Below are 14,262 nucleotides of genomic sequence, written 5' to 3'. Positions count from 1 at the left end.
TCAGCTTGATTGGGATCAAGTCACGAGTGCCAGCAGTATCCGATGTTTCAACTTTACTGACTTCTCCTACCACAATGTCAGCATTAGGGGTAAACCTAATTCGTTCAACCAATCTACCCCCAGTTATTGGGGCAATTGCAGGGATCGTTATTAGCGGGGTGTTTATGGCGTTAACGAATGATGAAACTAATCAGCCTATGTACTATTGCCATTCATGTAAAAACCATTTTGATGCCAATTTACGTCAATCCCTTCAAGTCTATAACAGATATTAAAAGGAGACTAACTATGGCACATCAACTTGAACAAATGGCGTATGTCGGTCAAACTCCTTGGCATGGTCTAGGGAATCAACTCACTCAAAATCAGCCGATTGAAGTCTGGGCAAAACAGGCAGGCATGGACTGGCGAATTGAATCTTCCGATGTCAGCTACATGGCACAGAATGAACGTGGGCAGAGCATCATTATGCCCTATGAAGAACAGCGAGTACTGTATCGTTCCGATACTCATGCACCCTTGTCTGTGGTCAGTCAGCGGTATCAGGAAGTTCAGCCCAAAGAGATTCTGGAGTTCTACCGGGATCTGACTGAGCAATCTGGCTTTGAGCTGGAAACCGCTGGTGTACTGAAAGGCGGGAAGAAGTTCTGGGCATTGGCACGTACTGGACAAAGCACAGCACTCAAGGGCAAGGATGTCAGCAATGGTTATATTTTATTGGCAACAGCCTGTGATGGTACGTTGGCCACCACAGCACAGTTCACCAATATCCGTGTGGTGTGTAATAACACATTAGCCATTGCCCTACGTGGGCAAAGTAGCAATGCTGGTGTGGTGAAAGTACCACACAGTACTAAGTTCGATGCGGACAAAGTCAAACAACAATTGGGCATCTCAGTTCGTGCATGGGATGAACACATGTATGAGATGAAGCAGCTGAGTCAGCGTAAAGTCACCCAAAGCGAAGCGGCTGCTTATTTTGATGCGGTGTTTAACAATACCAACATGAGTGTTATCGACCAGGATGAGAACATCATTCAGTTCTATCGCAATATCGCTACTCCAACTCCAGCCAAAGAAAAGTCTGAACCGAATGGACGTGCCATGAATAAGGTCATGGATATGTTTAATGGACAGGGGCGTGGTGCAGAACTCAGCTCAGCCAAAGATACTGCCTATGGTTTGCTGTGTTCAATCACCGAGTTTGCTGACCATGAACGTCGTGCCATGAGTACCGATCACCGCCTCGATTCAGCTTGGTTTGGTGCAGGTGCTGCGTTAAAGCAGCGTGGACTAGAACAGGCGCTTCGCTTAGTGGTTTAATTTTCATTTAAGCCAGTGCTATTACAATAATGGTCAAGGGTCATGCAGATGATCCTTCTCCAGTGAAAACCCCCTTTTGCCACATCTCCAGATGTGGCTTTTTTTATGCCGAAAATTTTACAGACTTCACTATTTATAAGGATCAAAGCATGAATCAGATTGCACCGATAAATACCTCTCAACTCCCTCATTTCCCAATTCCGAATGAGATGAATGAATCAAATACCGCAGCTAAACGAACAGCGACAGCCAAACGTTTAGCCAATACTAAAAATATGGATTACCAAGAATGGCTAGAAGTGCGTAAGCAAGGCATTGGCAGTAGTGATGCCGCAACCGCTTGTGGATTGAATCCCTACATGTCGATGCTGGAACTGTGGATGATTAAAACTGGTCGAACTCAGCAGAACGTTGATGATGACAGCTCAGGCGTTGCACCATTGTATTGGGGCAAACAGTTAGAGCCACTGGTTGCTGAGTATTACAGCCTGCATACCAATAATAAAGTGAGACGAGTCAATGCCGTGCTTCAGCATCCTGATCCTGATAAACACTTTATGTTAGCCAATCTGGATTACACGGTGGTCGGTAGTGAGGACGTTCAGATCCTGGAATGCAAAACCGCAGGTGAGCATGGAGCAAAATTGTGGCGAGATGGTGTGCCTTTATACGTGCTGTGTCAGGTGCAACACCAACTTGCGGTAACAGGCAAACAGGCTGCACATGTCTGTGTTCTGATCTGTGGGCATGAAACCAAAATCTTCAAAGTGACACGGTCTGAATCAGTGATTCAACACATCATTCAGGCAGAGCGTTATTTCTGGGAATGTGTGGAAACGGATACTCCGCCATCAGTCGATGCCAGTGAATCCGCAGCCAAAGCGATTCAGCAACTCTATCCAGCGCATATCCCACTGAGCGTTGAAGATCTCTCGCAAAATGAAAATGCCAATTTGATGTTCGATCAACTCATTAAAATGAAAGAAGAGATTCAGCACAAGCAGGAACGCTTTGACCAGCTGAAGCATCAAATCCAAATGCTGATGAAAGATGCTGAACGAGCCACCTTTGCCAATGGCTCTGTGGTCTGGAAGAAAGCCAAAGACTCCATCAGTCTGAATACCAAGGCATTGCTTCAGCACCAGCCTGAACTCATTGAGCTTTACCCCCTTCAAAAGCCAGGCAGTCGTCGTTTCAATATCTATACCGACTAAGCCTATTTCAGCCCATTCAAATAGCGAGGCGCAAAAACCGCTCCCCGCCCTCCATTCGCTAGGAATAGAGGGCAAACGGTCGCGGCTTTTGTAGCGAGCTATATACATATTTCTTGAATCAGGTGATCTACATAAAGCTGGATGATCTGTACAAAATCAAATTGAGGAAAATAAAATGATTAAAGGTTTAGCGATTACACCACCAGCTCTAGGGCGTATCAGTATTGGTCGGGTAGTAGAAAAGAATGGCAAACGCCTACCTGAAAAAGATGATCAATTCACCATTACGTCCCAAATTCAAAGCAAAGAAGGATGGGTGAAACACCCACTGGATGAACAGCTTCGAGCCAATACTCTCAATCAAAAGCTACGCTCAATCCCCGTCAGAATGATCTTCAATGATCCTGACTTAAACCTACGTGCAGAATACAGCCTATTTGACCGTCAGACTGGGCGCCCAGTTTGTGTCGGTAATGGCGAAACCTGCCAACGTTTAACTAATCAAGGTGTAGAGCAACATCCCTGTCCATCACCAGATTTATGTCCGTTGGCTCAAGGAGGTAACTGCAAGCCTTATGGACGCTTGCATGTGAATTTAGATGACTCGGATGAGTTTGGCACCTTCATCTTTAGAACCACAGGCTTTAACAGTATTCGGACTTTGGCTGCACGGCTGAGTTATTACCACGCAGCTTCAGGAGGTTTACTCTCTTGCCTGCCTTTGCAACTGACTTTAAGAGGCAAAAGCACCACACAAAGCTATCGTCAGCCGGTGTATTACGTGGATCTAACTTTAAGGGATGGGATTAGTCTCAATGATGCCATTACTCAAGCCAAGCAAATTGATGAACAGAGCAAGCAGGCAGGGTTTTATCAGGAGGCTTTGGACTTTACGGCAAGGAAGGGTTTTGCCAATGCAAGGTTTGAAACGGATATAGAGGAAGGGTTAGATGTGCTGGAAGAATACTACCCTGAACAGGAACAAAACCGGGCAGTGGAGCAACAAGCTTCACCTGACGGATTTGTACAGGATATTCAGCAGGTGCTGCAGCAGAGTGTAAGAGCTGTGAATTAAGCGAGAGGAGAGAAGATAGCTAACGTTAAATTTTACAGACCAGCTCTATTATTTGAGCGAATAGCCGCTCGCATCAATGATTAGGAGCTAGCCTCATGAATGCGTTTATCGGTCAAACATTTCAAATGAATCAACTCATCAGTATTAAGCAGGTCGTAGAATTTGTCGGTGTAGGGCGTTCTACCATCTACGAGATGATGGATGAAAACTCACCTTATTACGATCCTTCATTCCCAAAGAAAGTTAAAATCACTCAAAATCGTATCGGCTGGTCAGCTTATGAGATCCATCAATGGATTGAAAGTAAGTTGGCGAGTCGAGAATAAGGGATGCTCTTAGCTCCCTTATTTTTTTTGTTTTCTTGTAGACTGAAAATGTCTTTTAGCCTAAGTGTCCGTAATGAAAACAATAGACTACTACAATAAACATACAGAAGAATTTACAGCTTCAACTTTTGAAGTTGATATGGAAAGCCTATACAAGCCATTTTTAGCTGAGCTGCAGGAAGGTGCCAAGATTCTTGACGTTGGCTGTGGCTCAGGACGAGATACTCTGGCTTTTAAAAATAAAGGCTATCAGGTCGATGCAATAGACTATTCCGAAGAACTTGTTAAAAAAGCATCTCTACTTACAGGTATTCCTATTAAGTGGAAGAGCTTTTATGAGGTTGATGACTATGAAACTTATGATGGAATTTGGGCGTGCGCATCGTTGTTGCATTGTGAGCGTACTCGTTTAAAAGAGGTGATTGGAAAACTGCTGAGTGCGCTCAAGCCAAATGGTGTGCTTTATATGTCTTTTAAATATGGCAATACAGACCGTGAGAAAGAGGGACGTAGCTTTACTGACTTGAATGAGCAGCAAGCACATGAATTAATCAAGCAGATTGATCAGGCTTTACTGTTACAGCAATGGATTACTATAGATAAACGTCCAGACCGTACGGAAGAGTGGCTCAATATCCTGATTAAAAAAGAGCAGGCTTAGATATGTTGTTCAATACAGCTGAAATACCAACACCTCAAGAACAACTGAAATTCTTAAAGCATATTCAGCAGATATTACAGTCCGGGACGTTTACGTCGACCTATAAGTTTGCCTTGTTGATGAGTATTACACGTCTGGCGATTGAGCAGGGTGAGGATACTGGTGCTACATTACATTTAAATTATCAGGATATTGCGGAAAAATTTATTGGTCTGTACTGGAAACAGTCATTGCCATTTCAGTTTAATCACTATGAGCCTTTTACTATTCATCAAAGCACTGGTAAGCAGGCAAAGATCATCAGTGAAATTCAAAAGGCACAACAACAATTTAAAACCTTGGCTGCGTTGAGAAAAGACCAGTTGCACTGGAATCAGCTTAAGAAAGTGGTTGCAGTAACCGTCAAGCAAATGCCGGTGGTGTATTTACAGAACCTGAATGGTCAAGCGGTGGAGTTTCTTTACCATTTGGAAGATTGCAAACAGTCCCTCAAGCTTTTACCCAAAGTGATGTATTGCTTGAGGCAGTTTAGTGAAATTATTGAAGAGTTGTGCCAGAAGCGCTGGATTGATTTTGTCCGACTGAATAAGCAGAATCTGGTGATACTGGATGGTTTGCCTGACTTGGATGAATTCATGTTTGCCCCGAGTCGCAATCAACTGGGGCAGGTCGCGGACTTCTTAATCGACTTACAGCAATGCCAGTGTTTTTACTGTGGCAAAAGCCTAAAAAACTCAAAATATGCCGTGGATCATTTTATTCCCTGGTCTCTATATCCTGCCGATACTGGACATAACTTTGTTCTGGCAGATGACAAATGTAATTCTCAGAAAAGTAATTATTTGGCGTCGGAACAGTTTTTGCAAAAGTGGCAGGAGCGGAATTATCTACATGATCAATCTATTGTTCGGGAAATTTCTCAATTCGGTTTCTTAACAGATATTCAGCGCTCGCATCGGGTTGCCGACTGGGCGTATAAGCAGGCAATAGAGAATGAGTATTTAGTCTGGCTGGGTGGAAAAGATAAACAGATATTAGTTTCTCCCATATCTGGAGTATTTTGAGTCTTTGTTTTTCTGTAGTGCAGATTACTGGAGTAGGCTGCTATAAAATTTAGATCATGTATCTGTCTAGCGCTTGAATTGATAGATTACATCGCTTGAGCACGACAATTCATGTCCTTTTCCACCTTTTTACTGCTGCATGTTATAGAATTTTAGGTAAAATCATTTTATTAATGATTTACTTATTTGGACTTCCATAACAATGACCCAAGTACAACTGCAACAATTACAAAAACAACTTTGGAATATTGCCAATACTTTGCGTGGCACCATGGGCGCCGATGAATTCCGTGATTACATTCTGGGTTTTATTTTCTTTAAATATTTATCGGAAAAATCGGTGAACTTTGCCAATGAATTGCTCGATGGCGAAGACCTCAGCTTTTTAGAGTTAGATGAAAATAATCCTGAGCATGTGCCATACATCGAAGAAATTAAAAAGAATGCCATTGCCGAAGTCGGTTATGCGCTCACACCAAAACAGCTATTCCATACCTTAGCCGAGCGTGGTCGTCAGGGCGAATTCATTTTGGATGATTTAACTGCAACCTTAAAATCAATTGAACAAAGCACTTTAGGCACCGACTCTGCCGATGACTTTGCCAACCTGTTTGAAGATTTGGATCTAAACTCGACCAAGCTTGGCAATAATGCCAGTGACCGTAATGCACTGGTGGCGAAAGTCCTCAGTCATTTAGATGATATTGATTTTGATATTTCCAATACCGAAGCCGATGTGCTGGGGGATGCTTACGAATACCTGATTGGCGAATTTGCCTCAGGCGCGGGCAAAAAAGCGGGGGAATTCTATACCCCGCAAACAGTATCGACTTTACTGGCCAAGATTGTCACCCAAGGCAAAGAGCGTTTACGTTCGGTCTATGATCCGACTTGTGGTTCGGGTTCGTTGCTGCTGCGGGTCAAACGTGAAGTCAAAGATGTCGATATGATTTACGGTCAGGAAATGAACCGTACCACTTACAACCTGGCACGCATGAACATGATTCTGCATGATGTGCATTTTGCCAAGTTCGACATCAAGCAGGAAAATACCTTAACCCGTCCGCAGCATTTAGATAAAAAGTTTGATGCGGTGGTGGCGAATCCGCCATTTTCTGCAAAATGGTCTGCCGATCCGTTATTTTTACAAGATGAACGTTTTGCCGCGTATGGCAAACTGGCGCCAAGTTCTAAAGCCGATATGGCTTTTGTACAGCACATGCTGTATCAACTGGATGACAATGGCACCATGGCGGTGGTGCTACCGCATGGTGTCTTGTTTCGTGGTTCGAGCGAGGGCGTGATTCGTCAGTATTTGATTGAACAGTTGAACGTGGTGGATGCCATTATTAGTCTACCCGCCAATATTTTCTATGGCACGTCTATTCCGACCTGTATTTTGGTGTTGAAGAAAAACCGTGAGCATAGCGGCAATATTTTGTTTATTGATGCCAGCAACGAATTTGAAAAGCAGAAGAATCAAAACAAGTTATTGCCTGAGCATTTGGATAAGATTGTTGCGGCCTTTGAACAGCGTGAAAATATTGAAAAGTATGCGCATGTGGCGACCTTGCAAGAAGTCAAAGATAACGATTACAACCTGAATATTCCGCGTTATGTGGATACTTTTGAAGCGGAAGCCGAGATTGATTTAGATGCGATTGCAAAACAGCTTCAAGCTTTGGAACACGACAGCCAAAAGACTGATGCCATCATTGCAGAGTTTTGCAAAGAGCTAGGCATTGCTTCGCCTTTTGCGGAGGTGAAGTAATGGTTGCGCCAAAGTTAAGATTTAAAGAGTTTAATGGTGATTGGACTAATAAAAAAATTGGGGATATTGCTGCTAAGGTTGGCAGTGGTAGCACACCAAGAGGCGGTGCTGAAGCATATACAGATACAGGTATAATTTTTATTAGAAGTCAAAATGTTAATAATGATCGACTTCTTTTAGATGACACTGTTTATATCCCAGAAAGCACGCATTTAAAAATGTCGGGAAGTAAAGTTGTTGCCAATGATATTTTGCTAAATATAACCGGTGCTTCGATTGGAAGAAGCTGTGTTGTTCCTAGTGACTTTACTGAAGCAAATGTAAACCAGCACGTTTGTATTATTCGCACGCCAAATGATGACCCTGTTTTTGTTCAGTCATTTTTAAGCTCTGAAAATGGACAAAATTCAATTCAGTCTAAGCAAGCCGGTGGTGGTAGAGAAGGGTTAAATTTTCAAGCTATTCGCTCAATTGATTTTCATTTTCCACCTTCAAAAGAAGAGCAAACCAAAATCGCCTCTTTTCTTTCCGCAGTAGATGAAAAAATCAGTCAATTGACACAAAAACACCAACTCCTCAGCCAATACAAACAAGGCATGATGCAGAAGCTGTTTAGTCAGCAGATACGCTTCAAATCGGATGATGGCAGTGAATTTGGGGAGTGGGAGGAAACTATTTTAAGTGATATTGTGAATTTATTTCATGGATATCAATTTCGGACTTCAGACTTCACCTCTAAGGGGATCGCAGTAATCAAAATCGGGAATGTCATAGGCAATAATTTAGATTTAGCCAATTTAACTTATATCAATGAGAAGCGACTTGAGGATTTCAAAAAATTTGAAATTCTGAATGGTGATATTTTGATGTCTTTGACAGGTAATATCGGAAGAATTATAGAGGTGAAAAACAAACCTTTTATTCTATTGCAAAACTATCGTGTTGGTAAATTTATCCCTTTGAATGAAAATTTCTTGATAAAACCTTTCTTAAAATATCTTTTAACATCAGATTTAGTTTTTGGAAGATTTTCTCAATTAGCAAATCAATCTGCACAGGCTAACTTTGGGAAACAAGACATGGATAAAATAACAGTATTTTATCCTTCGGTGAGTGAACAAACTAAAATCGCTAACTTCCTTTCTGCTATTGACCAAAAAATTGAAGTGGTTGCACAGCAAATTGAACAAGCCAAACTTTGGAAAAAAGGCTTGTTGCAGCAGATGTTTGTGTGAATTTTAAGGTTTAGAGTTTTTAAATTTTTTTGTATGGGTGTGGAATGTTGGACTGGCAAAAGTGGAAATATGAAAATAGAGACAAGATTAAGCATATTGTTGGGTATGAAGAAAAATTTGTAGATGAAATCTTAAGTCAAATTCCAGAAATCTCCCCCGATGATGTTATCGCTCAGTATCCGTTTAAAGATAATAAATCTGGTAATCGGTATATTGATTTCATGATCGTAAATAAAAGCAAAGGCTATCAATTGCCAATTGAGTTGGACGGTTACGCAAAAATCAATAATAAGGGGTATGAAAAGTTTAATGACTTTCTCGAGCGTCAGAATGATTTAATTCAACAATTTGGAATTGTCTTACGCTATACCAATAAAAAAGCATTTCAACAACAGCAACAAGTGATCCTTGAGATTCGTAAAGCATTACAAGCTCAAGCGAGCCATCAAATTACTGAACAATCTAAACAAAAACAGATTCAAGTTCTGATCGCTGAATATGAAGCTAAAATAGCCGATTATGAAAAACAGCAAACCACAAATAATTCACTAAATCATTCAGATGTTTCAAATGAGCTAAGCAATGTCAGAAAAGGTATAGATGCATTTAAACAAAATCATTTACAAGAACTACAAAATGTACAAAAAGAACTTTCAGAGATGAAAGGAAGGCAAACACAAGAGCTTGGGTCAGTTAAAAATGAAATCAAAAAACAGATTTATATCGGAGTAGGTCTTGTTGCCTCTATTGCGCTAGGTGCAGTGGTATATATAAAATCAACCTCACAATCTGCTGAAAATATACCCATAACAGAGCAAGTTTCATCTAGTTATCTTTCATCAGATGTTCAGGCAGATCAAAATTCAACTTCTAGTGCGAATCATATTCAATCTATTCAAGCTAGTATGTATATTGGTCAAAATCGAATAGTATGCGGTAAGGTAGCCCAATTAAAAGAGTTCTCAAAAGGGGTGTATTTGAACTTTGATCAACCTTATCCCAAAGCGACTTTTACTGTTGTGATTTGGAGCAATAATTCGCATATCAGCCAACAACTTCAAAACGTAGAAAATAATACACTCTGTGTGAAAGGGATGATCGAGGAGTACAAAGGCAAGCCTCAGATGATTCTAGGCTCATTGGATCAAATCGTGTAAAGAGATATTTAATGATTGATTTCATAATTTTTTTGGCTGGCTTAGTTGCTATCGGGATTGTTTTAAGTATTTGTAATTCCTTTTCAGAAACCTATCAAGAGATGAAAGCAAAAGAGCGATATGATCTTGAACAAAAGAAAAAACAAGATGAGTTTGCGCTAGAAGCACAGAGGAAGCAGGTTGAACAAGAATTAGAGTTTAGAAAGCAAGCGGGTCTTGATCCTATATACCAAGAACAGACTCGCAAGAATAAACAATATAAGGCTGTAATTGTTGGCTTGATTGCTTTGATAATTTTTATTGGTGGCTATATTTTATTTTCAAACAATGAATCTGCAGTTGCTAGAGAAGATCACATACTTCTTAACGCAGAAGAAATAGCAGATGCCTCACGACAATTGACAGTGGACAGCCAAAAAAATCAAGGCTTGCCAGAAAGATTTACGCCATCGAATGTGCATGAGCAACAAATAGAAACTGATACAGCATCAACTACTAAACCAATTGATCAACCTAAAATTGAAGAGCCAAGACAGGCTGTTTTAAATCCATTTGAAGGCAATATAGACGATACAAATTTATCGACATCTGGTCAGATTTCAGTATATGAAGCAGATGCACATATTGGAGAAAGTACGACTGTGTGTGGTGAAGTGAGTCAAATTTCACAAACATCAAAAGCAACGTATATAAATTTTGGAGGTATATATCCAAAACATAAATTCAGTGCAGTGATGTGGTCAAACAACATCATGCCGACATCAGAGGGTAGCAATATTTGTATCACTGGCTTAATCGAAAGCTATAAAGGTGTTCCTCAAATTGTGATTCGCTCTGTTGAAAATCAGATTTCAAGCTATTAAATACTTAAGGTGTTCCCTATGCTAAAAAAAATATTAATTACTTCTTTGTTGTTTATGGCGAGCTTAAATGCTTTTTCGCAGGAAATTAAAATTGAGGCAATTAAAGCTCCATTCCATGTTGGTAAAACCGTGATGGCATGTGGGCAGTTAGCTGAGATTAAGCATTTAGAAAATCGGCATTATTTAAACCTTGATCGAATGTATCCGAATCAAACGTTGACGATTTTAGTTTGGGACAATAACTACAAATGGTTTGAAGAGCGCTTCGGTCGTATTGATGGCATGGTAGGTAAGCGTTTCTGTGCTCGAGGAACAATTGAAGAATATAAAAACAATTTGCAAATGAAGGTGAATAATCCTCAGTTTTTGAGATTAATGCACTGATTCTTTAAAGTTTTCTATGTGGCATTCCTCTTATCAAGTCTTTAAATGAGATTAATGAAAAATATGCGTTGCACAGATTTTGTTTAAATAGAGTCTAAAATTTGATAAATAGCTAAAACTATGCTTAGTTATTGTATTGGTTAAGTTGTTGTTAAATATTGATTTAAAGTGATGGTGAAATGACAGTACAAAGCGAATACCAACTTGAAAATGAACTGATTAGCCAGCTCAAGCAATTGGGTTATGCCTCAGTGACGCTCAAGGATGAACGCCAACTACTGTCTAACCTCAAAACCCAAGTCGAACGTACCAATGGGCTAGCACCCCTGTCAGAAACTGAATGGAAACAGGTCATCAGTTTTTTAAACACGGGCACCGTGTTTGAACGCGCCAAGAATCTGCGTGATCTGTTCCCAGTCAAATTTGATGATGGGACCAGCAAACACATCTTTTTCCTTTCAGATGACCCAAGCAAGAACATCTATCAGGTGACCAATCAAATCACCATCGATCACCGCGACTATAATGGCCGTACCAGCCGTTTTGATGTGACCTTACTGGTCAATGGTTTGCCTTTGGTACAGATCGAGCTGAAAAAACGCGGCATGGAAATTGCCGAAGCTTTCAATCAGACCCAACGCTATATTCGTGAAGCCTACTGGGCAGGGCAAGGGCTATTTGGTTTTATTCAGCTTTTTGTGATTAGTAATGGCGCAAATACCCGTTATTACTCCAACGGCACCACAGGCATCGAGTTTGCCTTTCCATGGGCGGATGTCCATAACAAACACATCAATGAAATTGTCGACTTTGCCGAAGCATTTTTAAATCAGCAGCATCTGGCCCAAATGCTGACCCAGTACATGGTACTGCTAGAAACCACCAAAAGTCTGATGGTACTGCGTCCCTATCAGATTTATGCAGTACAGAAAATTGTGGAGCATGTGCAAAACTCCGATCAGAACGGCTATATTTGGCACACTACAGGTTCAGGCAAAACCCTGACCTCATTTAAAGCCAGTCAGATCATCATGCAAATGCCTGATGTGGAAAAAGTTCTGTTTGTGGTGGATCGTAACGACCTCGATACGCAAACCTCACGCGAATTTAATGCTTTTAAAGCCGACAGCGTGGACAGCACCGATAACACATCGACCTTGGTGAAACAGCTGGATCAACGTCATGACAAACTGATTGTGACCACCATCCAAAAACTCAATCGAGCCATCAGTACTGACCGATATTTAGAATCGATTGATTATCTTAAAAATAAAAAAGTGGTCTTTATTTTTGATGAATGTCATCGCAGTCAATTTGGTGAGACCCATCAGAACATCAAAAAATTCTTCAGCAATGCACAAATGTTTGGTTTTACCGGTACGCCTATTTTTGAAAAGAACAGCCAAAGCAAAGCAGGTTTAAAACTCACCACAGATTACCTGTTTAATGAGTGTTTGCATAAATACGTGATTGTCGATGCCATCCGTGATCGTAACGTCTTGCAGTTCCAGATTGATTATCGTGGCAAATACACCGCCAAAGGCATGGCGACGAATGAAAGTTATGAGGAAGATGTAGAAGGCATCGATACCAAAGAACTGTATGACAACCCGCAACGCCTTGAAATGATTGCCCGCTACATTGTCAATATTCACGATACCAAAACCCGTAATCGTGAATTTACCGCAATGTTCTGTGTCAGTTCGGTCGAAACACTGACCCAATATTACGACCTCTTTGAAAAGGTGCAGGCTGAAAAGCAAATTGAAGATGAAGCACAAGGTCGGATATTTAAACCGTTGACCATTGCCACTATCTTTTCTTATGCGGCAAATGAGGCTGTACCGACTGATGACTTAAATGGCTTAATTCATGAAGAAGCCGCAGATATTCCAACTCAGGTCAATTCATCCAGTCGGGATAAGCTGGATCGCTACATTGCGAATTACAATCGACAGTTTAAAACCAACTACAATTCTGGTGATCAATTTTATGCGTACTACCGCGACATTGCACAGCGCGTAAAAAACAGACAGATTGATATTCTAATTGTGGTCAATATGTTCCTCACGGGCTTTGACTCTAAGCCGTTAAATACCTTGTATGTCGATAAAAATCTAAAATATCATGGCTTAATTCAGGCATTCTCTCGTACCAACCGTGTCTATAACGATAAAAAACCATTTGGCAATATCATCTGTTTCCGCAACCTAAAACGTGCAACAGATGAAGCACTGGCACTATTTTCCAATAAAGAAACGACCAAGATTGTACTTGTTCCCAGCTATGCGGAAATCGAACAGGATTACCAAGCAGCGGTGAGCAAATTGTTTGCCTTAACGCCCAATTACCAATCAGTCGATGACCTTGTCACTGAAGAACAGCAACTCGAATTTATTAAAGCTTTCCGTGAAGTGATGCGCTATAACGCGCAATTACAAACTTTTATTGAATACGATCAAGACCAAACACAACTTGATAAGCAGCACTTCGCGAACTTCGCCTCTAAGTATGCTGACCTATGTCGTGCCGTTAGAAAGACCACCAAGAGAGACAAAGTATCGGTATTGGATGATGTCGATTTTCAACTGGATTTACTGCACAGTGACCGTATCAATGTTGGCTATATCATCAATCTACTACAGCTCGTAATAGATACAGACTCAGAGGACAAGCGTAAGAGGTACCAAGCGCAAATTTACGATTTAATCAGTAGTGATATTAGCTTGCACGATAAGCAAGACCTCATTCAAAAATTCATTGAAGAAAACATGCCGAAGATGATCAACGGCCAAAGCGTCCAAACGGCTTTTGCTCAGTTCTGGGATGCTGAAAAAGAACAGGCCTATCAGCATCTTTGTAAAGAAGAAAACCTGAAACCAGAAGCGATGAAGCAGGTTCTGGAGCATTATGAGTTCACCAAACGCCTACCACGTAAAGAAGAGTTGAAGGACTTACCAAACTATAAGGTTAAGCTGTTTGAACGGGAGAGCATTTTTAGCAATTTGCTGGTCAAGACACGCAAGTTGATTGAAAAGTTTTATGTGGGGTTTTAATTGAGGTAATAATTGGGTCAAAGCAATTATAAAAATTTAGATTTATTAATCAGCAAGGTGGTAGTTCATCTGTCACTATCTCCGCACTAAAATGAAAGTCATTTTGACTAAATCGCATATAGGGAGATTGGAT

General features: G+C 40.8%; 12 protein-coding genes. All 12 read left to right on the top strand.

What is annotated here, in order from left to right; translation table 11 throughout:
- Positions 1 to 288: 288 nt before the first annotated feature.
- Positions 289 to 1,323 (top strand): DUF932 domain-containing protein, encoded by a 1,035-nt coding sequence (locus FTT91_RS00940; protein ID WP_180006002.1) that lies wholly within the window; start codon positions 289 to 291, stop codon positions 1,321 to 1,323.
- A 149-nt stretch (positions 1,324 to 1,472) separates the two neighbouring features.
- Entirely contained in the window at positions 1,473 to 2,537 is a 1,065-nt protein-coding gene (locus tag FTT91_RS00935) for a YqaJ viral recombinase family protein (RefSeq protein ID WP_180168791.1), read from the top strand.
- Between the two features lie 175 nt (positions 2,538 to 2,712).
- A complete protein-coding gene (locus FTT91_RS00930) occupies positions 2,713 to 3,612 on the top strand; it encodes a hydrolase or metal-binding protein (protein ID WP_180168790.1) in 900 nt (299 codons plus the stop codon).
- A gap of 95 nt (positions 3,613 to 3,707) precedes the next feature.
- Positions 3,708 to 3,938 (top strand): AlpA family transcriptional regulator, encoded by a 231-nt coding sequence (locus FTT91_RS00925; protein ID WP_005172256.1) that lies wholly within the window; start codon positions 3,708 to 3,710, stop codon positions 3,936 to 3,938.
- 73 nt (positions 3,939 to 4,011) lie between these two features.
- Positions 4,012 to 4,599, top strand: a complete 588-nt coding sequence (locus tag FTT91_RS00920) for a bifunctional 2-polyprenyl-6-hydroxyphenol methylase/3-demethylubiquinol 3-O-methyltransferase UbiG (RefSeq protein ID WP_180006005.1) — start codon at positions 4,012 to 4,014, stop codon at positions 4,597 to 4,599.
- Between the two features lie 2 nt (positions 4,600 to 4,601).
- Positions 4,602 to 5,663: an HNH endonuclease gene (locus tag FTT91_RS00915; RefSeq protein ID WP_180168789.1), complete on the top strand. Its 1,062-nt coding sequence runs from the start codon at positions 4,602 to 4,604 to the stop codon at positions 5,661 to 5,663.
- 202 nt (positions 5,664 to 5,865) lie between these two features.
- Positions 5,866 to 7,434 carry a type I restriction-modification system subunit M gene (locus FTT91_RS00910; RefSeq protein ID WP_180168788.1) on the top strand — a complete coding sequence of 523 codons (1,569 nt, stop codon included), beginning with the start codon at positions 5,866 to 5,868 and terminating at the stop codon, positions 7,432 to 7,434.
- On the top strand, positions 7,434 to 8,669 hold the full coding sequence (locus tag FTT91_RS00905; RefSeq protein WP_180168787.1) for a restriction endonuclease subunit S: 1,236 nt from the start codon (positions 7,434 to 7,436) through the stop codon (positions 8,667 to 8,669). Before FTT91_RS00910 ends, FTT91_RS00905 begins: the two co-directional genes overlap by 1 nt.
- A 44-nt stretch (positions 8,670 to 8,713) precedes the next feature.
- Positions 8,714 to 9,826: a hypothetical protein gene (locus tag FTT91_RS00900; RefSeq protein WP_180168786.1), complete on the top strand. Its 1,113-nt coding sequence runs from the start codon at positions 8,714 to 8,716 to the stop codon at positions 9,824 to 9,826.
- Positions 9,827 to 9,837: 11 nt separating this feature from the next.
- A complete protein-coding gene (locus FTT91_RS00895) occupies positions 9,838 to 10,689 on the top strand; it encodes a hypothetical protein (RefSeq protein ID WP_180085478.1) in 852 nt (283 codons plus the stop codon).
- An 18-nt stretch (positions 10,690 to 10,707) separates the two neighbouring features.
- The gene (locus FTT91_RS00890) at positions 10,708 to 11,073 is read left to right on the top strand and encodes a hypothetical protein (protein ID WP_257229558.1); all 366 of its coding nucleotides are present in this window, start codon (positions 10,708 to 10,710) and stop codon (positions 11,071 to 11,073) included.
- A gap of 179 nt (positions 11,074 to 11,252) precedes the next feature.
- Positions 11,253 to 14,129 carry a type I restriction endonuclease subunit R gene (locus FTT91_RS00885; RefSeq protein WP_180168785.1) on the top strand — a complete coding sequence of 959 codons (2,877 nt, stop codon included), beginning with the start codon at positions 11,253 to 11,255 and terminating at the stop codon, positions 14,127 to 14,129.
- Positions 14,130 to 14,262: the final 133 nt, after the last annotated feature.

It is taken from the genome of Acinetobacter sp. YH12021 (genome assembly GCF_013420145.1).
GTDB lineage: Bacteria > Pseudomonadota > Gammaproteobacteria > Pseudomonadales > Moraxellaceae > Acinetobacter > Acinetobacter towneri.
Note: the sequence above shows the minus strand (reverse complement) of the source record. Positions and strands in the feature narration are given on the sequence as shown.